General features: G+C 66.0%; 20 protein-coding genes and 1 pseudogene. 7 read left to right on the plus strand and 14 right to left on the minus strand.

The window, feature by feature from the left end:
- Positions 1-212: 212 nt before the first annotated feature.
- Positions 213-1,409 (plus strand): acetylornithine transaminase, encoded by a 1,197-nt coding sequence (locus ALC15_RS32210; protein WP_050630771.1) that lies wholly within the window; start codon positions 213-215, stop codon positions 1,407-1,409.
- Between the two features lie 122 nt (positions 1,410-1,531).
- On the opposite strand, the gene ALC15_RS32215 is transcribed toward ALC15_RS32210, so the two are convergent.
- The 3 genes from ALC15_RS32215 to pcsA form a co-directional block, all read right to left on the minus strand.
- Positions 1,532-2,506 carry a quinone oxidoreductase family protein gene (locus ALC15_RS32215; RefSeq protein WP_050630772.1) on the minus strand — a complete coding sequence of 325 codons (975 nt, stop codon included), beginning with the start codon at positions 2,504-2,506 and terminating at the stop codon, positions 1,532-1,534.
- Between the two features lie 81 nt (positions 2,507-2,587).
- Positions 2,588-3,313 carry a TerC family protein gene (locus ALC15_RS32220; RefSeq protein ID WP_050630773.1) on the minus strand — a complete coding sequence of 242 codons (726 nt, stop codon included), beginning with the start codon at positions 3,311-3,313 and terminating at the stop codon, positions 2,588-2,590.
- Positions 3,310-4,038 (minus strand): phosphatidylcholine synthase, encoded by a 729-nt coding sequence (gene pcsA / locus ALC15_RS32225; RefSeq protein WP_050630774.1) that lies wholly within the window; start codon positions 4,036-4,038, stop codon positions 3,310-3,312. The genes ALC15_RS32220 and pcsA overlap by 4 nt, the downstream gene beginning before the upstream one ends.
- Positions 4,039-4,170: 132 nt before the next feature.
- Between pcsA and ALC15_RS32230 the strand changes: the two genes are divergently transcribed.
- Positions 4,171-5,355, plus strand: a complete 1,185-nt coding sequence (locus ALC15_RS32230; RefSeq protein ID WP_050630775.1) for a UbiH/UbiF family hydroxylase — start codon at positions 4,171-4,173, stop codon at positions 5,353-5,355.
- A gap of 7 nt (positions 5,356-5,362) precedes the next feature.
- Here the strand turns inward: ALC15_RS32230 and ALC15_RS32235 are convergent, their stop codons facing one another.
- A complete protein-coding gene (locus tag ALC15_RS32235) occupies positions 5,363-6,316 on the minus strand; it encodes an AEC family transporter (protein ID WP_050630776.1) in 954 nt (317 codons plus the stop codon).
- A 121-nt stretch (positions 6,317-6,437) separates the two neighbouring features.
- Between ALC15_RS32235 and hspQ the strand changes: the two genes are divergently transcribed.
- Entirely contained in the window at positions 6,438-6,770 is a 333-nt protein-coding gene (hspQ, locus tag ALC15_RS32240) for a heat shock protein HspQ (protein ID WP_050406639.1), read from the plus strand.
- A 29-nt stretch (positions 6,771-6,799) separates the two neighbouring features.
- Here hspQ and ALC15_RS32245 read toward each other — a convergent pair whose 3' ends face one another.
- Both ALC15_RS32245 and ALC15_RS32250 read right to left on the minus strand, forming a co-directional pair.
- On the minus strand, positions 6,800-8,083 hold the full coding sequence (locus tag ALC15_RS32245) for an MFS transporter (protein ID WP_200914712.1): 1,284 nt from the start codon (positions 8,081-8,083) through the stop codon (positions 6,800-6,802).
- Between the two features lie 381 nt (positions 8,084-8,464).
- On the minus strand, positions 8,465-9,301 hold the full coding sequence (locus tag ALC15_RS32250; RefSeq protein ID WP_050630777.1) for an invasion associated locus B family protein: 837 nt from the start codon (positions 9,299-9,301) through the stop codon (positions 8,465-8,467).
- 395 nt (positions 9,302-9,696) lie between these two features.
- Between ALC15_RS32250 and ALC15_RS32255 the strand changes: the two are divergent.
- The 3 genes and pseudogenes from ALC15_RS32255 to ALC15_RS32265 all read left to right on the plus strand — a co-directional run bounded on the left by ALC15_RS32255 (position 9,697) and on the right by ALC15_RS32265 (position 14,335).
- Positions 9,697-11,432 (plus strand): annotated as a pseudogene (locus ALC15_RS32255) (extracellular solute-binding protein).
- A 58-nt stretch (positions 11,433-11,490) separates the two neighbouring features.
- Positions 11,491-13,002 carry an AMP-binding protein gene (locus tag ALC15_RS32260; RefSeq protein WP_050630819.1) on the plus strand — a complete coding sequence of 504 codons (1,512 nt, stop codon included), beginning with the start codon at positions 11,491-11,493 and terminating at the stop codon, positions 13,000-13,002.
- Between the two features lie 106 nt (positions 13,003-13,108).
- On the plus strand, positions 13,109-14,335 hold the full coding sequence (locus tag ALC15_RS32265) for a nucleotidyl cyclase domain-containing protein (protein WP_050630778.1): 1,227 nt from the start codon (positions 13,109-13,111) through the stop codon (positions 14,333-14,335).
- A gap of 103 nt (positions 14,336-14,438) precedes the next feature.
- Here ALC15_RS32265 and ALC15_RS32270 read toward each other — a convergent pair whose 3' ends face one another.
- The 4 genes from ALC15_RS32270 to ALC15_RS32285 all read right to left on the minus strand — a co-directional run bounded on the left by ALC15_RS32270 (position 14,439) and on the right by ALC15_RS32285 (position 20,904).
- On the minus strand, positions 14,439-14,825 hold the full coding sequence (locus ALC15_RS32270) for a hypothetical protein (protein ID WP_050630779.1): 387 nt from the start codon (positions 14,823-14,825) through the stop codon (positions 14,439-14,441).
- Between the two features lie 278 nt (positions 14,826-15,103).
- The gene (locus tag ALC15_RS32275) at positions 15,104-16,813 is read right to left on the minus strand and encodes a caspase family protein (RefSeq protein WP_050630780.1); all 1,710 of its coding nucleotides are present in this window, start codon (positions 16,811-16,813) and stop codon (positions 15,104-15,106) included.
- Between the two features lie 285 nt (positions 16,814-17,098).
- Complete coding sequence (mfd, locus tag ALC15_RS32280) at positions 17,099-20,617, minus strand: transcription-repair coupling factor (RefSeq protein ID WP_050630781.1); 3,519 nt, start codon at positions 20,615-20,617, stop codon at positions 17,099-17,101.
- Positions 20,614-20,904 carry an FAD assembly factor SdhE gene (locus ALC15_RS32285; RefSeq protein ID WP_050630782.1) on the minus strand — a complete coding sequence of 97 codons (291 nt, stop codon included), beginning with the start codon at positions 20,902-20,904 and terminating at the stop codon, positions 20,614-20,616. Before ALC15_RS32285 ends, mfd begins: the two co-directional genes overlap by 4 nt.
- Positions 20,905-21,047: 143 nt before the next feature.
- Between ALC15_RS32285 and recG the strand changes: the two genes are divergently transcribed.
- A complete protein-coding gene (gene recG, locus ALC15_RS32290) occupies positions 21,048-23,156 on the plus strand; it encodes an ATP-dependent DNA helicase RecG (RefSeq protein ID WP_050630783.1) in 2,109 nt (702 codons plus the stop codon).
- Positions 23,157-23,160: 4 nt separating this feature from the next.
- Here the strand turns inward: recG and ALC15_RS32295 are convergent, their stop codons facing one another.
- The 4 genes from ALC15_RS32295 to ALC15_RS32305 all read right to left on the minus strand — a co-directional run bounded on the left by ALC15_RS32295 (position 23,161) and on the right by ALC15_RS32305 (position 26,509).
- On the minus strand, positions 23,161-23,937 hold the full coding sequence (locus tag ALC15_RS32295; RefSeq protein WP_050630820.1) for a DUF502 domain-containing protein: 777 nt from the start codon (positions 23,935-23,937) through the stop codon (positions 23,161-23,163).
- A 96-nt stretch (positions 23,938-24,033) separates the two neighbouring features.
- Positions 24,034-25,860, minus strand: a complete 1,827-nt coding sequence (glmS, locus tag ALC15_RS32300) for a glutamine--fructose-6-phosphate transaminase (isomerizing) (RefSeq protein ID WP_050630784.1) — start codon at positions 25,858-25,860, stop codon at positions 24,034-24,036.
- 209 nt (positions 25,861-26,069) lie between these two features.
- A complete protein-coding gene (locus ALC15_RS44300) occupies positions 26,070-26,237 on the minus strand; it encodes a hypothetical protein (protein ID WP_157860958.1) in 168 nt (55 codons plus the stop codon).
- A complete protein-coding gene (locus tag ALC15_RS32305; protein ID WP_050630785.1) occupies positions 26,234-26,509 on the minus strand; it encodes a hypothetical protein in 276 nt (91 codons plus the stop codon). Before ALC15_RS32305 ends, ALC15_RS44300 begins: the two co-directional genes overlap by 4 nt.
- Positions 26,510-26,563: the final 54 nt, after the last annotated feature.

Here is a 26,563-nt window from a genome sequence, read left to right on the forward strand (position 1 = left end):
GTATGGCCCTCCGCCATGAAGCTGAACCGGACCCACCGCCGCGCCATCAACCGTCGTCGCACCCGCGACGATGCTGGGCTGCGCCGTGTCCGACGCCATCGCTGATTAGCTGATATCAGCCAGGGTTTTCGAGAAGGCCGCGCCCCAAAGCGCGGCCTTCTTGCTTTTCGGCCCGCCCTTTTTCCCAACGACTGCCCCTAGAGGAGATCGATATGACCAACGCTAGCCCTCCGTTCGACGCGCTGATGGACATCACCGCCCGCCCGGAGGTCGTGTTCGTGCGCGGTGCCGGCTCGTACCTCTGGGACGCCAACCGCAACCGCTATCTCGATTTCGTGCAGGGCTGGGCCGTGAATCCGCTCGGCCATTCGCCGGTCATCGTGGCCGACGCACTGGCCGCGCAGGCCCGGCGGCTGCTGACGCCGAGCCCGGCCTTCTACAACGAGCAGAGCCTGAAACTGGCGAAGCTGTTGGTCGACAGCAGCTGCTTCGATCAGGTGTTCTTCGCCAATTCCGGCGCGGAAGCCAACGAAGGCGCGATCAAGCTCGCGCGGAAGTTCGGCGCCAAGTACAAGAACGGAGCGCACGAGATCATCACCTTCGAAGGCGGCTTCCACGGCCGGACGCTCGCGACCATGTCGGCCTCGGGCAAGAAGGCATTCGAGCCGCTGTTCGAGCCGAAGGTGTCGGGCTTCCGGAAAGCGCGGCTGAACGACATCGACTCGGTGCGGAAGTTGATCTCCCCGTCGACGGTCGCGGTCATGCTCGAGCCGATCCAGGGTGAAGCCGGCGTGTGGCCTGCCACGGATGAATTCCTGCGGGAGTTGCGCGCGCTGACCCAGCAGCGCGGCCTGCTCTTGATCGTCGACGAGATCCAGACCGGCATGGGCCGGACCGGAAAATTGTTCGGCTATGAGCACGCCGCGATCGAGCCCGACATCATGACGCTCGGCAAGGGCATCGGCGGCGGCGTGCCGCTCGCAGCGCTGCTCGCGACCGAGCATGCCTCGTGCTTCGATCACGGCGATCAGGGCGGCACCTTCAACGGCAATCCGCTGATGTGCGCCGCGGGGATTGTCGTGCTCGATCAGATCGGCAAGCCCGATTTCCTGAAATCGGTCACCGACACCGGGCTGCTGCTCGAGCGCGAATTGCAGCGGCTGTCGGCGCGGCATGGGCTCGGTGAGATCAGGGGCCGCGGCCTCCTGCTCGCGCTCGACCTCAAGATGCCGATCGGCGCGGCCGTGGTCGCCGAGGCGTTCGCGGCCGGCGTGCTGGTCAACTCGCCGCAGCCGGAGACGCTACGCTTCATGCCGGCGCTCAATGTGACGCGGGAGGAGATTTCCGCTGTCATTGACTGCCTTGATACCGTGCTGACCAAGATCGGCGCGGCAAGACGGGTGGCGTAAGGCGAGACCTCGTCGTTCCGGGGCATCGCAACAGCGATGAACCCGGAACCTCGAGATTCCCCGGTGCGCAATTGCGCACCTGAGGTTCGATGCTGACGCATCGCCCCGAAATGGCGATCTGCCTAAGGCCGCAAGATCGCCGCGCCGGTGGTCGCCCGGCTCTCCAGGTCGATATGCGCCTTGGCCGCATCCTTCAGCGCATAGGCGTGGTTGATCGGCACGTGCAGCTTGCCGTTGATCACGGCGGCGAACAGCGTGTCGGCGCCTTCGAGCAGCTCCTTGCGGGTGCCGACATAGTCGTTGAGCTTGGGCCGCGTCGCGAACAGCGAGCCGTGGTTGTTGAGCTCGGCGAGCGGGAACGGCGGCACCGGACCCGAGGCGTTGCCGAACGAGACGAACAGGCCGCGCGGCCTGAGGCACGACAGCGATCCCGGGAAGGTGGTCTTGCCGACGCCGTCATAGACCACGTCGCAGAGCTCGCCGCGGCTGATCTGCTTGACGCGTTCGACGAAGTTCTCCTCGTTGTAGAGGATGACGTGGTCGCAACCATTGGCGAGCGCGAGATCGGCCTTCGCCTTCGAGCCCACGGTGCCGATGACATGCGCGCCGAGCGCGCGCGCCCATTGGCAGGCGAGCAGTCCGATGCCGCCGGCCGCGGCGTGGATCAGCACGCGATGGCCCTGCTCGACCTTGAAGGTCTTGTGCAAGAGGTACCAGACCGTGAGCCCCTTGAGCATCAGCACAGCGCCCTGCTCGTAGGTGATGTGGTCGGGCAGTTTGACCAGTTTGTCCGCCGGGATGACGCGCTCGGAGGCGTAACCGCCGAGGTTGTAGTAGTAGGCGACGCGATCGCCGGGGTGGAAATTGGTCACCCCCGGACCGACCGCCAAAACCTCGCCCGCGGCCTCGTTGCCGGCGATGAACGGCAGGCCGGGCGCCTTGTAGAGGCCGGTGCGGAAATAGACGTCGATGAAGTTCAGCCCGACCGCATGCTGGCGGATCCGGACCTCGCCGTTCCCCGGCGCGCCGACCTCGACATCCTCATAGGTCAGGACCTCCGGGCCCCCCACCTTGTGCACGCGCACAGCCTTGGTCATGTCGTCGCTCCCCTCAAATACTGACTTGCCCGAGCGAATGCCATCGGCGCCGCCTTGTCAACCAAGCGGCCCGGAACCGGGCTAGCCTGCCACCTTCTTGCGGTTGCGCTTGGCCATGACGTTGAACGCCTCGACCGCGGCCGAGAACGCGATCGCGAAATAGATGTAGCCGCGCGGGATGTGGAATTGGAATCCGTCGGCCACCAGCGCGACGCCGATCAGGACCAGGAACGCCAGTGCCAGCATCTTGGTGGTCGGGTGCTCTGCGACGAACCGCGCCACCGGTCCCGACGAGATGTACATGATGATGCACGCGATCACGACAGCCGCGATCATGATCTCGATGTCCTGCGCCATGCCGATCGCGGTGATGATCGAATCCAGCGAGAACACCAGGTCAATGATGATGATCTGCACGATCACCCAGAAGAACGCGTTGGGGCTCGGCTTGTCGTTTTCCTCGACGTCACGCGCCTCGACCTCGGCGTGGATCTCGTGGGTCGCTTTCGCGATCAGGAACAGGCCGCCGCCGATCAGGATGATATCGCGCCACGACAGCGCGACACTCGAGATGGTGATCACAGGCTGCGTCAGCCCGATCAGCCAGACCAGGACGCTGAGCAGGATGATGCGGAACACCAGCGCCAGCAGCAAGCCGATCTGCCGCGCGCGGTTGGCCTGCGGTTGCGGAATCCGCGAAACCAGCACCGACAGGAAGATGACGTTGTCGATGCCGAGCACGATCTCGAGCGCGGTCAGGGTCAACAGCGCCGCCCAGGCTTCCGGGCTGGTAATCAATTGCATCATGCTCTGAAGGCTTTCATCCGGCGGATCACGGTATCACTGCCGACGATGTAGACGGCGATGGCGCAGAGACCGAAGGTGATCGAGGGACCGACCACGAAATCGTTGGCGAGGGTGTAGGCGCCGAGCAGCGCCCAGGCGGCGAGCAGCCACAGCGTCAGCCAGCGCAGCCGCACCACCCGGAACGGGTGCAGCACGTGGAACGGCGCAAAGGTCAGCGCGATCAGCAGCGCGACCACGACCGTCGACAGCACCGGCGGCAGATGCAGCAGGAACAGGTAGAACGCCGCCGCATTCCACAGCGCCGGGAAGCCGCGGAAATGGTTATCGTCGGCCTTCATGCGGCGGTCGGCGAAATAAAGCGCGCTGGAGACCACGATGCCGATGCCGAGGATCGGCGCCGCCAGCGGCAGCAGCATGCCGCTCGCGGTGATCGCATAGGCCGGCACGAACACGTAGGTGACGAAATCAACCACCAGGTCGAGCACCTCGCCCGACCAGTTCGGCTGCAGCCGCACCACGTCGAGCCGGCGCGCCAGCGGGCCGTCGATCCCGTCGATGATCAGCGCGAGCCCGAGCCAGGCGAACATGTTGGCCCAGTGCTCGCGCACGGCCTCCAGCATCGCCAGCAGCGCGACCCCGGCGCCGAGCGCCGTGAAAATATGAACGGAGAATGCGGCGGTCCGCATCCGTTCTGGCAGCGCATCAGGCTGGCTCGAGGGCTCCATCGGCCGAGTGCTATCAGGAATCGGCCCACTTTGCATATGTAGTCTTGCGGCGTTCGGCCGCGCAAATCGTTGGAAACTTTCAGTGGTTACCGATGGCTTGAAAATTGGCCCAAGCATGTCAAATGTCCTGATATGACCGACAGCTCGCTGGATTATGACGTTATCGTAATAGGCGGTGGTCCGGCCGGATTGACGGCTGCGATCGCCCTTGCCGACGCCGGCGCGCGGAGCGCGCTGTTGGCGCGGCGCACGCCCTATGCCGACAACCGCACCACCGCGCTGCTTGGCGCCTCGACCGACATCCTGGAGCGGCTCGACGTCTGGCGACGCTGCAGCGACAAGGCGGCCGCGCTCAAGACCATGCGCCTCGTCGACGACACCGGCCGCCTGATCCGCGCACCGGAAGTGCGATTCAATTCCGACGAGATCGGCCGCGAGCAGTTCGGCTTCAACATCGACAATCGCGCGCTGGTCGCAGCGCTCGAGGACCGCGCCGGCGAGGTCGCCGCGCTGACGCGGTTCGACGACGAGGCCGCCTCGGTGCAGCCGGATGATGCGGGGGTCACCGTGGTGACGCGGCAAGGCCAATCGCTGCGGGCACGGCTCGTGGTCGGTGCCGACGGGCGCAATTCATTGTCCCGCGAGGCTGCCGGCATCGAAGTGACGAGCCGCGCGCTCGGGCAGTCCGCCCTCACCTTCAACATCAGCCACAGCCGCCCGCACCGGAACATCTCGACCGAGTTTCACACCGAGCATGGCCCCTGCGTGTTCGTGCCGCTCAGCGGCAACCGCAGCAGCGTGGTCTGGGTTTCGACACCCAAGGAGGCCGAACGGCTGACGGCGCTCAGCGACGACGAATTGTCTGAAGCGGCCGAGCGGCAATCGCATTCGATTCTCGGCCGCGTCGAGGTCCAGGGCGGCCGCCACGTGTTTCCGCTCGCGATCGAACGGCCCCGGCAGTTCGCCAGGGACCGGATCGCGCTAGTCGGGGAATCCGCCCATGTGCTGCCGCCGATCGGCGCGCAGGGCCTCAACATGGGGCTGCGCGATGCCGCCGATATCGCCGAGATCACGGGCCAGGCGATCGGCCGCGGCGAGGATCCCGGCGCGCCAAACGTGCTGGCGCGCTATCAGGCCGCGCGGCGCCCCGATGTGGCCAGCCGGACCTGGGCGATCGACATCGCCAACCGCTCGCTGCTGAGCGATTTCCTCGGCGTGCAGACCGCGCGCGCCGCTGGCCTGCATGTGCTCGGCGCGTTCGGCCCGCTGCGGCGGCTGGCGATGCGCGAGGGCCTCGCGCCGTCATGGCGGCGGTAGTGTTCGCTTAGGGAAACACCAGCCGTCCGCTCTGGATGAACCACATCACGCTGGTCAGCGTGACCACCGAGGCGAAGGTGCCGATCAGCACCGCGACCGATGCCGGCTCGATCCAGGTGTCGTTCTGCCGCGCGATCACGAACACGTTGAGCGCCGGTGGCAGCGAGGCCATCAGCACCGCGGTCGCCGCCCAGGGCTGGGCGAACGGACCGAACAGCAGCATCAGTCCGAATGCCAGCAGCGGATGGATCAGCAGCTTGATCGCAACCACGCCCGGCACCTCCCACGGCACCCGCTCGAACGGCCGCAGCGCCACGGTGACGCCGAGCGCGAACAGCGCCATGGGCGCCGCGGCGTTCTGCAGGAACTGGATGGTACGGTCGAGCGCCGTCGGAATCGGAACGTGAAACGCGGCGACCAGCGCGCCGAACACCGCCGACATGATCAGCGGGTTCTGCACGATCTGCTTGAGCACCACGCCGAATGCGTGCAGCAGCGAGGGATGGTCGCGGTCGGTGAGTTCGATCAGCAGCGGCACGATCGAGAACAGGAAGATGCTGTCGCAGCAGAAGATCAGCGCGGTCGGCGCCGCCGCCTTGGCGCCGAGCACGGCAAGCGCCAGGCCCGGACCCATATAGCCGATATTGCCGTAGGCGCCCGACAGCCCCGCAAGCGTCGCCTCGCGCAGCGACAGGCGGCCCATCAGCTTGCCTGCGAGCATCGCCAGGAAGAACGCGATCACGGTTCCGAGCGTGGTGGCGATCAGGAATGGCGGGTTGTTCAGCTCCGCGAACGGGGTCTTGGACATGATCCCGAACAGCAGCGCTGGCAACGAAACGTAAAGCAGGAAGAAATTCATCCAGGCGAGCCCGCTCTCGGGCAAACCCTTGGCTTTTCCGCATGCGTAGCCGATGAAGATCAAGCCGAAATACGGCAACGCCAGATTGAGGATATCGATCATTCTGAAAGTAGTTTCTCGGCCGGTTTTCGGGTCGTTTTTGCAGGTCTGGAATCGGTAAACCGTGGGTTAATTCGAAGCTTAGCCCCTAGCATCGGCCACAATGTTGGTCTATCGACGAACCATGATCAAAGCGCGCACCGCCAAATTCCAGATCGGGCAGATCGTCCGTCACCGGGTGTTCTCCTTCCGGGGCGTGATTTTTGATATCGACCCGGAGTTCAACAACACCGAGGAATGGTGGCTGTCGATTCCCGAGGACATGCGGCCCCACAAGGACCAGCCGTTCTACCACCTGCTCGCGGAGAACTCGGAGACCGAGTATGTCGCCTATGTCTCGGAGCAGAACCTGCTGCCCGATGATTCCGGCGAACCGATCCGGCACTCGCAGGTCGCGGAGATCTTCATCAAGGACAAGTCGGGCGGCTATCGTCCGCGCAATCCGTCGCTGAACTGACCCGCAGCACCGCGGCCCGGCCGGCCGCCTCATACCCCGTCACGCTTGGCCAGCGCCGCTGCGATCGTCCAGACCACGAACCCCGCCAGCGCCAATCCGGCGCCGACCAGGCCGGTCGAGGTCCAGCCATAGCCCGCCGCTACCGCCATTCCGCCGAGCCACGGCCCCAGCGCGTTTGCGGTGTTGAATGCGGAATGGTTGAGCGACGCAGCCAGGCTCTGCGCCTCGCCCGCGACGTCCATCAGCCGGGTCTGCAGCACGGTGGCGAGCGCGCCGCCGAGTCCGATCAGGAAGACATCCGCACTCAGCGTCCAGAAATTCAACGCCGCCAGCGGATACAGCGCCAGCGTCGCCGCCGACCACAGCAACAGCCCGCCCGCGGTCGCCATCAGCGCGCGGTCGGCAAAGCGCGGCACGATGATGTTGCCGGCGGTGAGGCCGGCCCCGAACACGCAGAGCGTCACCGGCACCAGCGCCGGAGAGGCGTGCGTCACCGCCAGCATGGTCGAGGCGAGATAGGTGTAGACCGAGAACAACCCGCCGAAGCCGGTCGCGCCGATCGCCAAGGTCAGCCAGACATGCTTGCGCCCGAGCGCGGACAGCTCGCGGAGCGGGCTCGCATTGCTGTTGGCGACGTCCCGCGGCGCGAACATCAGGACCAGGATGGCGGTGAGCAGCGCAAGGCCGGCGACGATCGCAAACGCCCAGCGCCAGCCGATCGCCTGCCCCACCCCGTTGGCGAGCGGCACGCCGATCGTCGTCGCAATGGTGAGGCCGAGCAGGACGCGGCCGACCGCCGCCGTGCGCTTGTCCATCGGCACCAGCGAGGCCGCGACCAGCATGGCGATGCCGAAATACGCGCCGTGCGGCAGCCCGGCGAGGAAGCGCAGCACCAGCATGGTGTGATAGTCGGGCGCGAGCCCTGAGAGGCCGTTCATCAGCGCGAAGAAGCCCATCAGCGCGATCAGCAGCGTCCGCCGCGTCATACGCGCCGACAGCACCGCGATCACGGGCGCGCCCACCACGACGCCGAGCGCATAGGCGCTGATCGCGTGGCCGGCCTGGGGCTCACTGATGTGCAGGTCGTGGGCGAAGAACGGCAGCAGGCTCATGGTCGCGAATTCGGCGATGCCGATCGCGAAGCCGCCCATCGCCAACGAGAGGTGGATGATGCCCGGATGAAACGCGCCGGGAACATTGTCCTGGTCGAGGCGGCTCTCCGCATCGGCCGAAGCGCGGCCGCTCGGCGGCAAAGCCTCGTTCTTCGGCCGGGAGAGCGGTTCCCGCCGCTGCTTGCTGACTTGCTGGGACATTGGCGACTTCCATGACTGCGAACGGGCTTGCGGCCCAGGCGAGGTCCGGTCGCATCGCGCCATCATCGATCGGCACAGCGGCCAGGATCCGCGGAAGACCACGCGCGTGGTTGCGCAACGAAGGCGCGCTTGCCGCGCTTCGCCTGGCCTCCCGTGACGGATTTATGATTGTGCTTCGACGCCCGAGGACTTGTCCGGACAAGGCAATGGTGATGCGGCTTGGCGCGATCGATTTGCCTCACGCGACCATCGCACACGACCTGCGCAATCACCAGCGCTGCAGGCTGCCATCAGCCAGTCCGTATCGCATGACAAAGAAGGCGCCCTTGCGGGCGCCTTCTGATTTGCGATGATCTCGCGATGTCGTGAGCGCTTGAACGCTTACTTGGCTGCGGGGTTGGCCGGAGCCGGCGTCGCACCAGCAGCGCCGGCGCCTTCCAGCTTCTTGCGCTGCTCTTCGGCGCGCTTCTGCAACTCTTCCTGCAGCTTCTTCGAGTTTTCCTCGAACACCTTCGGATCGGTCGGAGGGCCGTCGAAGGCCTTGGCGAATTCGGTGTTGAGCGGCAGCGGCAGCGTCAGCGGCGCACCGTTCGAATTGATCGCCTGGACCACGAGGTTCTGGCCCTTCTTCATGTTGGCGATCAGCTCGGGCGTTGCCTCATAGTCGGACATGCAGCCGTTCTGGAAGCAGATCACGTAGGGCGCCTGCTGCGGCGGATTGTTGTCGACGATGATGCGGGTGCCGTGCACGAGCTGCATGCCGAGCGGCAGCGTGACGCGCAGGATCTTCTTCGGCTCGCCTTCCGGCTCGATGATCACGGCGGCGATCACCGGCTGGCCGGACTCGATGCGGCCGTCCTTGCCGGTGAAGCACACCTGCTTGGCGTTGGCTTCCTGGCCCTTCAGACAGAACTTGGTCCAGGGGGCGTAGATGAGCTGGATCTGCTGATCCTGGGGCGGCTGCTGGCCGGCAGCCGCAGCGGGCGGCGCACCTGCGGCCGGTGCCTGGGCTGCGGGCGCCGGGGCCGCCGGAGCCGCCTTCGGAGCTGCCTTGGGTGCCGCCTTGGGCGCAGCCTTCGGTGCCGCGGGCGCCGGCGCTGCCGGCTGCTGGGCCTGAGCGGCAGGAACCAGGAGCGCTGCAGAGAATGCCGTCGCCGCCATCAGGGCAACAATTCGCCCATGCGGCCGGACCGGGGCGGCCAAGATACGGAAATTCATTGCGGAAAACCCTTTCTGAACGGCAGCGCCCGAAACCGCTGCAGGCGCCGACACATAGCCGTTTGGGCGGCTGTCTCCTAGTCAATTGAGGCGGATACGTGACAGGCGTTCCCGCCTTCGAATTGCACGCCTTCAATACAGCGGCGCGCGGAAAGATCAATGCCGACAAGCGCATTTGCGCCTATGTGACGACGAGTTTCAGCGGCCTGTGATAAACCTCGGCCGTGACGTTTCGCGAATCAAATCCGGCGCCTCACGCACGTGTTCCCGGGCACGGTGGGCGCGCCGCACTGGCCGCCATCCGGCTCGCCTTTGCATTCTTCCTGGCATTCGTCCCGGCGCTGCTGACGGGCGCGTTGGCCCCCGCGGCGGCCGCCGAGAGCCAGGCGATCGCGATGCACGGTGCACCCGCGCTGCCGGCCGACTTCACCCATTTGCCCTATGCCAATCCAGACGCCCCCAAGGGCGGCCGGCTGGTCCTGAGCCCGCGGGAGGGCACTTTCGACAGCCTCAACCCCTTGATTGTCAGGGGCCTCGCCGTGCAGCAGCTGAGGGGCTACGCCTATGAGCGCGGCTATGTCTACGAAAGCCTGCTGGTGCGGAACAATGACGAGCCATTCACGCTCTACGGCCTGCTCGCCCGCAGCGTCGAGACCGACGACGCCCGAAGCTATGTGACATTCCATATCGACCCTCGGGCGCGCTTCTCCGACGGCCACGAGGTCACCGCCGACGACGTGGTGTTCTCGCTCGAGCTGCTGCGCGATCACGGCCGTCCGCTGCATCACCAGTATTATTCGAAAGTCGCAAAGACCGAGGTGCTCGACCCGCTCACGGTGCGGTTCGATTTCGGCGGCGTCGCGGATCGCGAGTTGCCGATGATCCTCGGCCTGATGCCAATCCTGCCGCGCCACGCCACCGACGTCTCCAGATTCGAGGAGACCACCTTGGCGCCGCCGATCGGCTCCGGCCCGTATCGCGTGACGGCGGTGAAGCCCGGCACCAGCGTGACCTTCACCCGCAATCCCGATTACTGGGGTCGCGACTTGCCGGTGAATCGGGGCCTCTGGAATTTCGACGAGATCAGGCTCGACTACTACCGCGACGCCAACGGCCAGTTCGAGGCGTTCAAGCGCGGCCTCTATGACTTCAGGACCGAGCCCGAGCCGCTGCGCTGGCACGATGGCTACGATTTCCCCGCAGCCAAGAGCGGCGAGGTGATCCGCGAGGCCATCAAGATCGGCACGCCGCAACCGTCTGAATTCCTGGTGTTCAACACCAGGCGGCCGAAATTTGCCGACGTCAGGGTGCGGCAGGCCCTGCTGATGCTGTTCGATTTCGAATGGATCAACCGCAACTACTATTTCGGACTCTATTCGCGCTCGGGCGGCTATTTCGCCGGTTCGGAACTGTCCGCCTATGGTCGCCCCGCCGACGATCGCGAGCGCGAACTGCTGAAGCCCTATCTGCCGCACATTCCGCCTGACATCCTCGAGGCCGCTATCACCTCCCCGTCACCGACGGCTCGGGGCGCGACCGCACCATCCTTCGCGATGCGCTCGCGCTGTTGTCCGAGGCGGGCTACGCGCTCGACGGCACGGTGCTGAAGCAGCGTTCGACCGGGACGCCGCTCCGCATCGAGATCCTGGTGACGAGCCGCGAGCATGAGCGGATCGCCCTCGCCTACCAGCGTGACCTGAAGCGCGCCGGCATCGACGCCGCGGTGCGGGTGGTCGACGCGGTGCAATTCGAGCAGCGCAGGGTCGCTTATGACTACGACATGATCCCCATCCGCTGGGACCAGTCGCTGTCGCCCGGCAACGAGCAGTGGTTCTACTGGGGAAGCCAGGCCGCCGATGTGCCGGGCACCCGGAATTACATGGGCGCCAAGGATTCCGCGATCGACGCCATGATCGCGGCGCTGCTGGCGGCGCGGGAGCGGCCGGCCTTCGTCTCGGCGGTGCGGGCACTGGACCGGGCCCTGACGTCGGGCTTCTACGCTATCCCCCTATTTAACTTGGGAGAGCAATGGATCGCGCGGTGGAATCGGATAGAACGGCCTTCGACCACGGCGCTGACGGGCTACCTGCCGGAGACTTGGTGGCAGAAGCCCGGCGCGCAATCCAGATGATGCGAGCGCACGCCGTATGATCTGGTCCGATCGAAGCGATGCAACCGACGTTGAACCCTTGAACCAGTCGATCACCTCGCCAACGCTCGACACGCTGTTCAAGCGCACGCTGGCGCGGCAGCCCGAGGCGCTGGCGCTGGTCGATCCGCTCAACAAGCAACGCATCACCGGACAGACCCGCAAGCGCCTGACCTACGCGCAGGCCGACCGCGCCATCACCGCGATTGCAGCCCATTTCGTCGAGATCGGATTGCCGGCCAATACGGTGATCGCGGTTCAGCTTCCCGGTACGGTCGAGTTCGCCCTGACACTCCTCGCTGCCCACCGGGTCGGCCTCGTCGTGGTGCCGTTGCCGCTGCTGTGGCGGCAGGCCGAGCTGACGTCGGTGCTCAACCGCACCGCTGCGCGGGCGATCGTCACCTGCGGCAAGATCGACGGCGTCTCCTATGCCGACATCGCCATGAACGCTGCGGCCGAAGCCTTCTCCATCCGCCACGTCTGCGGCTTCGGCACCGATCTGCCTGAAGGCATGTCGTCGCTCGACGAGGCGATCCTGCAGGACTCCCGAACCACGCGTCGCATGATCGAGGATGGCCGCAAGCCGGCGCTGATCTCGTTCGACGTCACCAGCGACGGCTTTCGTCCGGTGCCGCGCGCACATTTCGGCCTGATCGCAGGCGGGCTCGCGATGTCGCTGGAGAGCGACCTGCCACAAGGCGCCACCATCATGTCGGCGTTCGCGCCGATGTCGTTTGCGGGCATCTGTGCGTCGCTGGTGACCTGGCTGCTGTCAGGCGGAACGCTTGTCATGCATCACCCGTTCGACGAGGAGACGTTTGAAGCCCAGTTCAAAGATCACGGCTGCGACACGCTGATCGCGCCGGCGCAACTCGCGCTAAAGCTCGACGAGCAAGGCCTGTCGGAGCGGCTGCCCACCCTGCGCAATGTGATCGGCCTGTGGCGCACGCCGGAGCAGGTTGCCTCCAGTGCGCACTGGACCTCGCGGCGGGTGACCATGACCGACGTCTATCTGTTCGGCGAGGCCGGGCTGTTCGGCGCCCGCCGCAGCGCCGAGGACGGATCGCCGGCGCCGATCAAGCCGGGTCCGCACAGCGCGCCGCGCGAGGCGCCCGGCGCATCGATCGCCGGCGAGATCCTGCTGACCCCGAAAGGCACGCTCGGCCTGCGCGGCCCGATGGTGCCGGTCGCCGCCTATGCGCCGCCGCCACCTCCGGGCGACAGCCTGATCGCGCCGCCGCCGCGCGATTACGTCGACACCGAATACGCCGCGCGGCTCGACCGCGTGACCGGCGCCGTCAACATCACCGCCCCGCCGTCGGGGGTCATGACGGTCGGCGGCTACCGTTTCCTTGCCCAGGAACTGCAGGAATGGTCGCGCCGGCTCGGCCAGGGCGCATTGTTGACGGCATTGCCGGACCGCCTCAGCGGCCACCGGCTCGCCGGGCGGGCCCAGGACAATGCCCGGGCCCGCGACGCCCTCACAGAACTTGGGCTTAACCCGTTGATGGTCGAGGCGTTTCGCGACCGTAGCGGCACCGGGACGCCCTAAAATCTTATCATTGCGTTAGTCTTAGCATTGTGTTGACGCCGCATTAAGCCATGCCAACTAGCATCGCAGCCGTTGCTGTTCTTAAGCATTGGTTTCGAGCGTTCGAATGTCTCAACAAGGTCCGGTTCTCATCGTCTCGGCGTCGGCAAAGCCGCCGTTCGCCGCGGTCCTCGATGAGACCAAGCTGTTTCCGGTCGTCGTCACTGACTGGAGCGAGGTCGGGCGCGCCATCGAGCAGGTCAAACCGGCGGCGATCATCGCGGCCGCCGAGGGCGTCGACTTCGTCACCCTGTCGGGCCTTGCCAAGCGCGCCGCCGCCCGCGCGCCCTATCTGCCGCTGATCGCGGTCGATCCCGCGACCACCCTGCCCGATACCGTGATCGCGTTCTTCCAGCACAAGGGCATGCCGGATCGCCTGGTCGCCCGGCTCAACGCATCCCTACGCGTTCGCGCGCTGCATGCGACCGTGATGCGCCGCCTGGTGCCGCCGGCGCCGATCGCAATGTCCGATATCGATCCGGTCGGAGAGGCCACGGCGCTCCTGATCGGCCGTGGCGGCGCCTATCCGGCGCTGTCGGTTGCGCTCGGCGAACGCGCCGGCGTGGTTGGCGCGCTCAGCATCGAGGCGGCTGCAAAACATCTCTCCAACCGCGACATCGACGGCATCGTGCTGGCCGAGGGCTTCACGCCGCGTGTGATGGATGCGTTCCTGACGGTGCTGACCGAGGACGTTCGCTTCCGTCCATTGCCCGTGATCGTCGCATCCGGCGAGCTCACGCCGCGCTACGAGCTGCCCAATCTGGAGATCGTCACGGCCGGGCCGACCCGCGTCGCCGACATGGCGCTGCCGATGATCCGGCAGCATGCCTTCGAGGCGCGGCTCGGCCGCATGCTCAAGGCGATCGACGCCAAGGGCCTGATCGATCCCCGCACCGGCCTGCTCACCAAGGCCGCGTTCGAGCGCGACTTCGCGACCGCCATCTATCACACCGCCGAGCGCGGCGGCGCGATCTCGGTGGCCCGCTTCACCTTCGACAACGCGCAACCGCGTGCGCAATTCGACGGCGCGCGGATCATCAGCCGGCTGATGCGGCAGGCCGATTTTGGCGCTGTCTATGACGACCGCTCGCTGGTCGTGGCGTTCGCCGGCACCGACCTGCGCAACGCGCAGGCGATCACGCGGCGCCTCGCGAGCGTGATGCGCCACACCCAGAACGGCCGCCGCGACGTCAGGGCCGAGCCGGCCGTCAGCGTTGCCACGCTGCTGCCGACCGATTCCGCCCAGTCGCTGCTGGGACGCCTGTTCGCAGCACCGGAGCGCGCGGCGTCGTAACAAGCTCTTTAGCGCCTATCTGTTGTTGCGATCGCTGCGCAGGTATCGCCGGCCGGCGAAGCCGCCTTATCTGGGCGGCTTCGCATGCCTGTCCTTCGCGCCCTCACGCGTGCTGCGGTTGCGCCAGCTGGCTGACCTGCGTCGCCGGCGGATCGACAACCAGGGTACCGCCATGGCCGTCGCTCGAGGTCGTGAAGGTCGAGGCCATGTAGTTGCCCAGCAGTGCAATGCTCGCCGTGACGGTGCCGTCCGTCACCGTGAGCGTTCCGTTCGTGCTGGTTCCGCTGAAGCTCGGCGTTTGAACGTTCGCAAAACTGATATTCGCGAAATCGATCGCGTCCGAACCCGTCATCCCGGCGACGGTGCCGTTGAAGCTCGCCGAATTATCGAGCTTCAGCGTTCCCGTCGAACCCAGCCCGGCCGTTGGCCCGCTGCCGAGCTTGGCCGGCGGCGTGCCGGCAGCGGAAAAAAGCCCGCACGCCCGCGCCAATCCACTTGGCGCGAACTCTTGATCATTGAGCTTCGGAGAGCAGTTGAAATGCTGGCGAGACGCGAACCAGATTCAAGATGCTACGTCATCCAAAATATAAAAGCCGGTCTGAATAAAAAACACGATCAGCTTACGATTCGTCGAAAAGCCGTCAAGATCCAGTTGGCTTAAAGTTCAAAGTTCCCTGCCCGTTGTTCACACTGTGGAACCGTCGCGCCCTCCTGGGATCTTCGGTTCCACTCTGAGACCAATCCGCGAAGTGAAGATCGTTTCGATCTTCAGCACCAGGCCCATCTGCAGCCGACGAAGCGGTAGTAGTAGATCCTGCGCACGTGATGGACGCCAGACGCGCGTCGCGGCCCGCTCGCATTCAGCTGCTTTGGCACGTTTGGATCCTGGCTGCCCGGATCGACCTGGACAGCCCGGCGCCGCAACTCGGCGGCCTTGGCGGCATCGGGCGCGCCGAGCAATCCCCGCTCCTGCATGACGGCGAGGTATTTGAGAGAAAATCCGTCGTTGAGATCGGCCGCCTGCTGAAAATATTGCGCGGCCGTGCCGTAGTCGCGCGGCGTTCCCTTGCCGTAGAAGTACATCAAGCCGGTCTGGGCGAGCGCGAAAGGATCACCCGCCTCGATTGCCTTCTGATAGAGCTCGAGCGCCCTCGCCTCGTCCTTCTTGACGAAATTGCCATTGGAATACATTGCGCCGAGATTGCTGATCGCGCCCGGCTCTCCCGCTGCGGCCGCCTTGCTGAACAGCTCGAAAGCGCGCGGCATGTCTTTGACGACCCCGCGCCCGGTCGCGAAATAGACCCCGAGCTTGCCTTGCGCCGGTGCGTAGCCGGCATCCGCGGCCTTGGCCAGATAGCGCTGCGCGACCAGATAGTTTTTCGTTCCGCCATAGGCGAGGCCGAGCAGAAATTCGAGCCGCGGTTGATCGGGATTGGCGCGCAGCGCCGCCTCGCAGATCGGGATCGCGGCCGCGAAATCATGCGTGTTGTCGATTCTCAATTGCTCAGGGCTGGCGAATGGCGGCGCCGGTGCGGCCGCGCGCTCGCAGTCGCCATCAGGGCCGCCGGCGGCAAGCGGCGGTGTCTGGGCTGCGACGCGCTGCGCGTCGGCTTGTGGCGTCACCGGCGCTGCGCCGGCGGTCGCTTGCGCCACATCGCCTGCCGCCGATAGGGCTGAAGGAGCCGGTTGCGCCGGAGTGGAAGTCGGCGAGGCTGTGGTGACCGGAGACGGCGCTCCCGCCAGATAGACGTCGCCGACCAGGGAGGAACTGTCCCAGGGCGTCTGCTTCTGATCAGTTGCCGCGAGCACGTCGCCGCGAACCCTGGACAGCATCTGGCGCACTTCGATGCCGGGTGTCGCGATATGCTTCAGGAGCGCAGCGGTGAATGGCGAATTTCGCCCGGCACCGTCGAGCGCGACGTTGTTCGGCTGCGTCGAATAGACGATCAGCGAGCCCTGCCCGCTGGCATCGACGCGGCCGAGCCCGCGACTGGGCGCCGCGCGACTGCCGCGCGCGAGCTTGTCGAGAAAGGGATTGTTGCGGCAAGCGTCGAGGACGATGATGTTGGCCCGCCCCGTCCCTTCCATCTCCTGCTGGATGTCGGTCAGGTTCACGGTGTTGAAGCGCACATCCGCCGGCGTTTCGATTTTCGCGTCGACCGGGACCAGATAGTTTTCGCCGTTCATCTGCAGGCCGTGACCTGCGTAGAAGAACAACGCGACGTCGGCCCCGCTCAGCCGCGCGGAAAAATCGCGTACTGCGTTAGCCATGGCGTCCCGGGTCCCGTCACGCGCTTCGATCACGGTGAAGCCCATGCCGCGCAAAGCCGTCGCGAGATCGGCTGCGTCATTGGCGGGATTATCGAGGGCGGGAACGGCCTGGTATTTGCTGTTGCCAAGCACCAGCGCCAGGCGGGTGCCGGCGAAGGCCTCGATCGGCAGGATGGTCAACGCAAGGCAAAGCCCGATGAAAAGCAACCGGCAAAGGAGTTGATGCATCGTGCTTGCTTGCGGCCTTTAGTACCGACTGCGAACGACTTTGAGATGCAAACCATACCGGCAACACCCATGTCAGTCAAAACCCCGATCCAACACGACGTTGTGTTGAAACCAAAGGCGCTTGAAGATGACCGCTGCCGTGTGCACGGAACCGCACACACAGCATCGTGCAGTTCACTCATGACAAGATCAGCACGCGATGTGTGATCTCTGCACAGTCGCGCCAGCGTGTGCGCCAAACCGGTTGGCGCCGCGAGCGACGTCTCACGCCGCCTTCTTGCTCTCGGCGAGGTTGGCGAGCTGGCGCAGGATCTCTGTCGTGCCGGCGAGCCGCTCTTCCGGCGTATCCCAGTCCTGGAAGAACACCACCTTCATGTCCGGCCGCACCTTGGCGGCCTGGCCGTGCTGGCGGATGAAGGTCACGAGCCGCTCCGGATGCGCAAAGCTGTTGTCGCGGAATGCGATCACGGCGCCCTTCGGACCGGCATCGACCTTGCCGACATTGGCGCGGCGGCAATAGGCCTTGATCGCCGCGACCTTGAACAGGTAGCGCACCTCATCCGGCAGCACGCCGAAGCGGTCACGCATCTCGGCGGCGAAGGCATCGATGTCCTCGTCGGTGTCGAGGTCGGCCAGACGGCGATACAGCGACAGCCGCACGCTGAGATCGTTGACGTAATCCTCGGGGATCAACACCGGCATGCCGATCGTGATCTGCGGCGACCAGCGGTCGGCGGCGGGCTCGGCGACGCCGGCCTTGAGGTTGACGATCGCCTCCTCCAGCATCGACTGGTACAGCTCGAAGCCGACTTCCTTGATGTGGCCTGACTGCTCCTCGCCCAAGAGATTGCCGGCGCCGCGGATGTCGAGGTCGTGCGATGCAAGCTGGAAGCCCGCGCCCAGTGTCTCCAGTGACTGCAGCACCTTGAGCCGCCGTTCCGCCTGCGCCGTGATCTTCTGCTGCGCCGGCAGCGTGAACAGCGCATAGGCGCGCAGCTTGGAGCGGCCGACGCGGCCGCGCAGCTGGTAGAGCTGGGCGAGGCCGAACATGTCGGCGCGGTGCACGATCAGCGTGTTGGCATTCGGGATGTCGAGACCGGACTCGACGATCGTGGTCGACAGCAGGATGTCGTATTTGCCGTCGTAGAACGCCGACATGATGTCCTCGATCACGGTCGGCGGCATCTGGCCGTGGGCGACCGCGACCTTCATCTCCGGCACGTTCTTGTCGAGGAAATCCTTGACGCCGGCGAGATCCTCGATCCGCGGCACGACGTAGAATGCCTGCCCGCCGCGATAGCGCTCGCGCAGCAGCGCCTCGCGGATCATCAGGGGATCGTGCGGCGCGACGAAGGTGCGTACCGCAAGGCGATCGACCGGCGGCGAAGCGATGATCGAGAGCTCGCGGACGCCGGTCAGCGCCAGCTGCAGCGTGCGCGGGATCGGGGTCGCCGACAGCGTCAGCACGTGGACCTGAGCACGGAGCTGCTTCAGCCGCTCCTTGTGGCTGACGCCGAAATGCTGCTCTTCGTCGACGATCAAGAGGCCGAGGTCCTTGAACTTGATCGCCTTGCCGAGCAGCGCGTGGGTGCCGACGACGATGTCGACGCTGCCGTCGGCGAGCCCCTTCTTGGTCTGGTTCAACTCCTTGGTCGACACCAGCCGCGACGCTTGCGCGACATTGACCGGGAACCCCTTGAAGCGCTCGGTGAAGGTGCGCGAATGCTGCCGCGCCAATAGCGTAGTCGGGACCACGACGGCGACCTGCCGGCCCTCGAGCGCCACGGCGAAGGCCGCGCGCAATGCGACCTCGGTCTTGCCGAAGCCGACGTCGCCGCAGATCAGCCGGTCCATCGGGCGGCCGATCTCGAGGTCCTTCAGGGTCGAGGTGATGGCCCCCAGCTGGTCCTCAGTCTCCTCATAGGGGAAACGCGCGCAGAACTCGTCGTAGACGTGCGGCTGCAGCGGGAATTTCGGCGCCTCATGCAGCTGCCGCTCGGCCGCGATCTTGATCAGCTCGCCCGCGATCTCGCGGATGCGGTTCTTGAGCTTGGCCTTGCGCGCCTGCCAGCCGCCGCCGCCGAGACGATCGAGCTCGACATTGGCGCTATCGGAGCCGTAGCGCGACAGCAGCTCGATGTTCTCGACCGGCAGAAACAGCTTCGTCTCCGCCGCATAGTGCAGCTCGAGACAGTCATGCGGCGCGCCGGACACTTCCAGCGTCTGGAGGCCGACGAAGCGGCCGATGCCGTGCTCGACATGGACGACGAGATCGCCGGTCGTAAGGCTGGTCACCTCCGAGATGAAATTGTCGAGCTTGCGGCTCGCCTTGCGCGGCCTCACCAGGCGGTCGCCGAGAATATCCTGCTCGCTGATGACGGCAAATTCGTCGGTCTCGAAGCCGGACTCCATGCCGAGCACGGCCAGCATGGTCTCGTTGCGCGGCGTTGCCTGCACGATCCGCCAGGTGTTGACGCTGGTCGTGTTGAGCAGCTTGTGGTCGCGTAGCATCGCGCCCATGCGGTCGCGCGAGCCCTCGCTCCACAGCGCGACGATGACCTTCTTGCGCTGTGATTGCAGCGCGCCGATATGGCCGACCACGGCCTCGAACACGTTGACATTGCTGTCGGCACGCTCGGGGGCGAAATTGCGGCCCTGCCGCGCGCCGGCGTCGAACAGGTCGGCCGTGCCTTCGGGCACCGCGAACGGCGTCAGCCGCGCCAGCGGCGCGTCGCCGAGCAGCTTGGTCCATTCGGCTTCGGTCAGATAGAGCTTGTCCGGCGGCAACGGCTTGTAGATCGCGCCGCTGCCCGGATGCTCCAGCGCCTCCCGCCGTGCGTCATAGTAGTCGGCAATCTGCGTGAAGCGCTCGCGCGCGGCGTCCTCGCCCTGCGGCTCGATCGCGATGGTTGCGCCGTCGAGATAATCGAACAGCGTGTCCATCCGCTCCTGGAACAGCGGCAGCCAGTGCTCCATGCCGGGATGGCGGCGTCCCTCGGAGACCGCTTCATAGAGCTGGTCATCGCGCTCGGGCGCGCCGAAGGCCGCGACATAGCCCATGCGGAAACGGCGGATGGTCTCGGTTGTGAGCTGGAATTCGGAGACCGGCACCAGGTCGAGCCCGCGCATGTCCAGATGCGTGCGCTGGGTCTCGGCATCGAAGGTGCGGATCGACTCGAGCGAGTCGCCGAAGAAGTCGAAGCGCACCGGCTGGTCGAGGCCGGCCGGATACAAATCGAGGATGCCGCCGCGCACGGCGTATTCGCCGGGCTCGCGCACCGTGGAGGAGCGGGTGTAGCCATTGTGCTCCAGCCAGGCCACGACCGAATCCATCGGCACCACGTTGCCGGGTGCGACCGACAGCGCCTGGGCGGCGACCTGGTCGCGCGCCGGCACCCGCTGCACGACGGCGTTCACCGTGGTCAGCACGATCAGCGGCTTGTCGGAGCCCGTCAGCCGCGACAGCTTGGCGAGCGCGGTCAGGCGCTGCGCCAGGATGCCGGAATGCGGCGAGACGCGGTCATAGGGCTGGCAGTCCCAGGCCGGGATCTGCATGACAGCGATATCCGGCGCGAAGAACTCCAGCGCGCGGGCGAGCTGCTGCATCCGCGCGCCGTCGCGGCAGACCACGGCGAGGCTGACCGCCGGCCGCTTCGGCTGCGCGGCGATGGCGCGCGCCAGATCGGAAATGACGAGCCCTTCGGCGCCCTCGGCGACGTTGGCGATGGTCAGCACGCGGCCGGGCGCGAGCATCGCGGCCGGCGATTTCATCGGCTGTTTCATGCGCTGGGATCCGCGACCCGGAACGCCTTGATGCGAGCAAACAGCGAGGTCGCATATTCCGCCGGCAGCACTTTGTCGCCGGTCAGCGCGGCGTAGAGGTCGGGATCCGGAACCTCGATCAGTTGCTCGAGTTCACCGAGCTCCTGATCGGACAGCTCGCCAATGGTCGCGTCTGCGAACCGGCCGAGGATCAGGTCCATCTCCCGGGTGCCGCGGTGCCAGCAGCGAAACAGTAGCCGCTTGCGGCGGTCATCGAGCCCCTGGCTCGATCGTGTCGATCCCGTCATGTCCCAAAATCCGTTCAACGCGAAAAGCCCGGACGTGCCGGGCGGGCTTGATATAGCGACGGCGACGGCCGATGTCAGCCCTCATTCGCTGCGTTTTGGGGTTTCCTTGCGCGCATGACGTGAGTCGTGTGTAAAGGGCTGCGATGCGCCCCGCTTTGCTCAATCCGCTGTTTGCCCAGGTCACGACGCTTTCGGGCGTCGGCCCGAAGCAGGACAGGCTGCTGCGCTACCTGCTCGACCGCAGCGAGACGCCTCGGTTGGTCGATCTGCTGCTGCATCTGCCGGCGAGCGTGATCGACCGCCGTGCCCGGCCGAAGATCCGGGATGCTGTGGTCGGAACCATGGTGACGCTGGAGGTCTCCGTCGACCGCCATCGCCCGCCGCCGCCGCGCAATTCGCGCGCGCCCTACCTTGTTTATGCCAGCGACGACACCGGCGATGTCGTGCTGACCTTCTTCCGCGCCCAGCCCGGCTATGTCGAGAAGCTGCTGCCGGTCGGCGAGAAGCGTTACGTCTCGGGCACGCTGGCGATGTACGACGGCACCCCGCAGATCGTGCATCCCGATCGCGTGGTCGACGAAGCGGGCTTTGCAAAACTCTCCGGCATCGATCCGGTCTATCCGCTGACCGAGGGGCTGGCGATCGGCTCGCTCCGCCGCGCGATCGCGCAGGCGCTGGCCAAGCTGCCGGATCTGCCGGAGTGGATCAGCCCCGAGGTGGTGCGCCGCTGCAACTTCCCGCCGATCCGGGAGGCGCTGACCCGCGTCCATGTCCCAGTCGAGCTGAGCGACATTTTGCCCGACGGTCCGTTCTGGTCGCGGCTTGCGTTCGACGAACTGCTCGCCGGCCAGCTCGCGCTGGCGCTGATCCGCGCCACGCTGCGCCGCCCTGCCGGCGTGCGCAATGCCGGCGACGGCCATCTGCGCAACAGGATCATCGATGCCCTGCCCTATGCGCTGACCAAGTCGCAGCGCGAGGCGGTCGCGGCGATCACGGAGGATCTGCGCCAGCCGCTACGGATGCTGCGCCTGGTGCAGGGCGATGTCGGTTCCGGCAAGACCGTGGTGGCGCTGCTGGCGGCCGCCGCCGTCACGGAGGTCGGCAAGCAGGCGGCGCTGATGGCGCCGACCGAAATCCTGGCGCGCCAGCACATCAAAACCATCGCGCCGCTGGCCGAGCGTGCCGGCATGCGGGTTGCGATCCTCACCGGCCGCGAGAAGGGCAAGGAACGCCGCGAGCTGCTGGCGCGGCTCGAGGCCGGCGAGATCGATCTGCTGGTCGGGACTCACGCACTGATTCAGGACGACGTCGTCTACAAGGATCTGGCGCTCGCCGTGGTCGACGAGCAGCATCGCTTCGGCGTGCGCGAGCGCCTCGCGCTGACTTCCAAGGGCGAGGCCGTCGACGTGCTGGTGCTGAGCGCGACGCCGATCCCGCGCACGCTGGTGCTGACCTATTTCGGCGACATGGATGTTTCGGAGTTGCGTGAGAAGCCCGCCGGCCGCCAGCCGATCGATACGCGCGCGGTACCGATGAGCCGGATCGAGGACGTCATGGACGGCGTCGGCCGCGCGCTCGGCGCCGGCAAGCTGGTCTACTGGATCTGCCCGCTGGTCGATGAATCCGAGGCCGAAGGCACCGAGCACCTCACCAACGCCACCGAACGTTTCGAGAGCCTGCAGCAGCGGTTCGGCGATCGCGTCGGCCTGGTGCATGGCCAGATGAAGGGCGCCGAGAAAGACCGCGTCATGGCGCAGTTCGCCGCGCATGAAATCGGCCTCCTGGTGGCAACGACGGTGGTCGAGGTTGGCGTCGACGTGCCGGCGGCGACCATTATGGTGATCGAGAACGCCGAGCGCTTCGGCCTCGCGCAGCTGCATCAGCTGCGCGGCCGCATCGGCCGCGGCTCGGAGGCCTCGACCTGCCTGTTGCTCTACAAGGAACCGCTCGGCGAGATGTCGACGGCGCGGCTGAAAGTGATCCGCGAGACCACGGATGGATTCCGGATCGCCGAGGAGGATCTGAAGCTGCGCGGCGAAGGCGACGTGCTCGGCATTCGCCAGAGCGGCCTGCCCGGCTACCGCATCGCGCGCTCCGAGGTGCATGGCCAGCTCATCACCCAGGCCCGCGACGAGGCGCTGCGGATCATGAAGGACAATCCGAAGCTGAAAGGCGAGCGCGGCGAAGCGCTGCGCGTCCTGCTCTACCTCTACGAACGCGACGAGGCCGTGCCGCTGATCGGCGCGGGCTGAAGGATCAGCCCTCGACCTTGGCCGGCGCGGCCGGCTGCAACGAGGCCTGGTTGGCGATCCGCGCGGCATTGGCCATGCCGGCAAGCGCCGCGGCGCGCTTCTGATCGTTGGTGCCGGGCTGCACCACGCCGGCCGACATGATCAGCGTCGCGGCATCCTCGGTGCTCATCTCGATCTCGATGATTTTGCTCTTCGGCACATAGAAGAAGAAGCCGGTGGTCGGGTTCGGCGCGCACGGCAGGAACACCGAGATATGCTCCTCGCCTCCGGGGAAGCTGGCGGCGAGCTCGGCGCTCGGCGCCTGCGAGATCAGCACGATCGACCACATCCCGGGCGAGGGAAACTCGACCAGCCCGACGCGGCGGAAGCTCGAGCCGTTGCCGGAGAACAGCGTCTCGAACACCTGCTTCAGGCCGCGATAGATCGCACGCACCGCAGGAATCCGCCCGAGCAGCCGCTCGCCGAGATCGACCAGGGTGCGCCCGATCAGGTTGGCGGTGAGGAAGCCGAGCAGCGTCAGCGCGATGACTGCGACGATCAGGCCGGAACCGGGCAGCCCGAACGGCAGATAGGTCTCCGGCCGGTAGGCGGTCGGCACGAACGGGCGGACCAGGTTGTCGACCCAGTTCACGAACCACCAGGTCAAATACAGGGTGATCGCCACCGGCCCGGCAACCACGAGGCCGGTCAGGAAATAGTTGCGGAAACGCGCCATCAGCCCGCGCGGATGGTCCGGATGCAATTCGCCAGACGGGTCAGGAGGCACTTGATCGGAGGTCATTGCGGTTCCAGGGTCGTCGAAGCGGCCGTAGTCCACCACCCAGCTAAGCCATTCCAGCGGATTTTTGAAGGGGCCGCGTGACGGGCCCCCTTGCGGCTATTCGACCGTGACCGATTTGGCCAGATTCCGGGGCTGATCGACATCGGTGCCCATCACGACGGCAGTGTGATAGGCGAGTAGCTGCACCGGTACCGCATAGACCATCGGCGCGAAGGTCGCCCCCATGTCCGGCATCACGATCGTGACCAGCGACTGGATGGTGGCCTCCGCGGCGCCCTTGGCGTCGGTCATCAGGATGATCTTGCCGCCGCGGGCGGCGACTTCCTGCATGTTGGAGACGGTCTTCTCGAACACCTTGTCGTAGGGGGCGATCACCACCACCGGCATGTGCTCGTCGATCAACGCGATCGGGCCGTGCTTGAGCTCGCCGGCGGCGTAGCCCTCGGCGTGGATGTAGGAGATTTCCTTCAGCTTCAGCGCGCCTTCCAGCGCCAGCGGATAGCTGGTGCCGCGGCCGAGATAGAGCACGTCGCGCGACTTCGAGATCTCGCGCGCCAACTTCTCGATCTGCGGCTCGGTGGTCAGCGCTTCCGACATCAGCCGCGGGATCTCGACAAGGCCGTGCACCAGCTTGGTCTCGTCGGCATCGGACAGCTCGCCGCGGGCCTTGCCGGCGGCAACCGCGAGCGAGGCCAGCACCATCAGCTGGCAGGTGAACGCCTTGGTCGAGGCGACGCCGATCTCGGGACCGGCCAGCGTCTGCAATACGGTCTCGCTCTCGCGCGCGATCGTGGAGGTCGGCACGTTGACGACCGACAGCGTGTGCGCGCCCTGCGCCTTGGCGTAGCGCAGCGCCGCCAGCGTGTCGGCGGTCTCGCCGGACTGCGAGATGAAGATCGCGAGATCGCCCTTGCGCAGCGGCGCCTCGCGGTAGCGGAACTCCGAGGCGACATCGAGCTCGACCGGCAGCCGCGCCAGCCGCTCCAGCCAGTATTTCGCGACGAAGCCGGCATAGCTCGCGGTGCCGCAGGCGGTGATCGAGATACGCTGGATGTCCTTGAAGTCGAACGGCAGCTTGACCGGCATGGTGACGCGCTCGGTCGCCATGTCGACATAGCGCGCGAGCGTATGCCCGACCACTTCCGGCTGCTCGTGGATTTCCTTCGCCATGAAGTGGCGATAGTTCGCCTTGTCGACCAGCGCCGTCGCGGTCGTGTGCTTGATCGCCTCGCGATGGACGATGGCGTTGTCCTTGTCGAAGATCGTCGCGCCCTTGCGGTTCAGCACCACCCAGTCGCCGTCCTCGAGATAGCTGATCGTGTCGGTGAACGGCCCGAGCGCGATCGCATCCGAGCCGAGATACATCTCGCCCTCGCCGTGGCCGACCGCGAGCGGCGGGCCGTTGCGGGCGCCGATCATCAAATCGTCCTCGCCGGCGAAGATGAAGCCGAGCGCGAACGCGCCGCGCAGCTGCGACAGCACCGCCCTCACCGCCTCGACCGGCGCGACGCCGCCCTTGAGCAGATTGTCGACCAGATGCACCACGACCTCGGTGTCGGTCTCGGTCGCGAACTTCGCACCCTTGGCTTCGAGGTGCTCGCGCAGCTCGCGGAAATTCTCGATGATGCCGTTATGCACGACGGCGACGCGTTCGGTGGCGTGCGGATGCGCGTTGTTCTCGGTCGGCCTGCCGTGGGTGGCCCAGCGGGTATGGCCGATGCCGGTGTGGCCGCCGAGCGGCTTGGCCTCCAGCCGGGTTTCCAGATTCTTCAGCTTGCCCTCGGCGCGGCGCCGCGCCAGGACGCCGTTCTCAAGCGTCGCGACACCGGCGGAATCATAGCCGCGATATTCGAGCCGCTTCAGCGAATCCACCAGTTGCTCCGCGACCGGAGCGCGTCCAAGAATGCCGACGATGCCGCACATGCGGTTCAATGTCCCCAAAAATCGCCGAAAATTTGCCAAAGCGGCGACACGGTCCCTTAACGGGAATCGCCGGTCGCAAGATACTCAATAATTATTGCCGATTGCGACAGTCTTAAGCGGCAAGGTTGATGCGAAAGGCTGGTTAATCGGGGCTAACTAATTTGGCAAGAGTGCGTCGGCGGCACTGCCGTCGGCGGCCCAGCTTGGCTCTACCCATGCATCCTGGCGTAGGCGAATATGGCCACGAGGCCCCAGAATATCATTCCGCTGATCATCGCCACGATCTCGTACGGCGGCACGCCGACGAGGCCCCACAGCCCGCGACCGGTCTTTGTGAAGATCGCTTCGATCAATGCCTGGATTAGATATTCGCTCACGGTTCCCAACCCCGACCACGCAACCAAACGTCGCGGCACGTGACGAGCATGCCGTGCAGTCCGGTCTTGAGGAAAAACAGATGGAGCGCGAACAGCAGCACGAAGCTGACCCGATCGTCGCCCCAGGACATGAACTCCGGTTGATCGGATGTCTTCCGGGCCAGCACCACCAGCTGTCCGGTCTCTGCCCATTGGTAGAGACGCGCGGCGCTAAAATACGTCACCAGGCTGCAAAAGATTCCGGTCAGAACAGTCGCGGCATGTTTGCGCATGGTGCGTTTTGCACCACCGCCACCTAAAGGCGATGAAACCGCCGCGGGCAAACG

This window comes from Bradyrhizobium viridifuturi, assembly GCF_001238275.1.
GTDB lineage: Bacteria > Pseudomonadota > Alphaproteobacteria > Rhizobiales > Xanthobacteraceae > Bradyrhizobium > Bradyrhizobium viridifuturi.

Bases quoted from the DNA above. Each gene is read 5' to 3' on its own strand.
- ALC15_RS32210 (WP_050630771.1), top strand. From the start codon at position 213: ATGACCAACGCTAGCCCTCCGTTCGACGCGCTGATGGACATCACCGCC.
- ALC15_RS32215 (WP_050630772.1), bottom strand. From the start codon at position 2,506: ATGACCAAGGCTGTGCGCGTGCACAAGGTGGGGGGCCCGGAGGTCCTG.
- ALC15_RS32220 (WP_050630773.1), bottom strand. From the start codon at position 3,313: ATGATGCAATTGATTACCAGCCCGGAAGCCTGGGCGGCGCTGTTGACC.
- pcsA (WP_050630774.1), bottom strand. From the start codon at position 4,038: ATGGAGCCCTCGAGCCAGCCTGATGCGCTGCCAGAACGGATGCGGACC.
- ALC15_RS32230 (WP_050630775.1), top strand. From the start codon at position 4,171: ATGACCGACAGCTCGCTGGATTATGACGTTATCGTAATAGGCGGTGGT.
- ALC15_RS32235 (WP_050630776.1), bottom strand. From the start codon at position 6,316: ATGATCGATATCCTCAATCTGGCGTTGCCGTATTTCGGCTTGATCTTC.
- hspQ (WP_050406639.1), top strand. From the start codon at position 6,438: ATGATCAAAGCGCGCACCGCCAAATTCCAGATCGGGCAGATCGTCCGT.
- ALC15_RS32245 (WP_200914712.1), bottom strand. From the start codon at position 8,083: ATGTCCCAGCAAGTCAGCAAGCAGCGGCGGGAACCGCTCTCCCGGCCG.
- ALC15_RS32250 (WP_050630777.1), bottom strand. From the start codon at position 9,301: ATGAATTTCCGTATCTTGGCCGCCCCGGTCCGGCCGCATGGGCGAATT.
- ALC15_RS32265 (WP_050630778.1), top strand. From the start codon at position 13,109: ATGTCTCAACAAGGTCCGGTTCTCATCGTCTCGGCGTCGGCAAAGCCG.
- mfd (WP_050630781.1), bottom strand. From the start codon at position 20,617: ATGAAACAGCCGATGAAATCGCCGGCCGCGATGCTCGCGCCCGGCCGC.
- ALC15_RS32285 (WP_050630782.1), bottom strand. From the start codon at position 20,904: ATGACGGGATCGACACGATCGAGCCAGGGGCTCGATGACCGCCGCAAG.
- recG (WP_050630783.1), top strand. From the start codon at position 21,048: ATGCGCCCCGCTTTGCTCAATCCGCTGTTTGCCCAGGTCACGACGCTT.
- ALC15_RS32295 (WP_050630820.1), bottom strand. From the start codon at position 23,937: ATGACCTCCGATCAAGTGCCTCCTGACCCGTCTGGCGAATTGCATCCG.
- glmS (WP_050630784.1), bottom strand. From the start codon at position 25,860: ATGTGCGGCATCGTCGGCATTCTTGGACGCGCTCCGGTCGCGGAGCAA.
- ALC15_RS32305 (WP_050630785.1), bottom strand. From the start codon at position 26,509: ATGCGCAAACATGCCGCGACTGTTCTGACCGGAATCTTTTGCAGCCTG.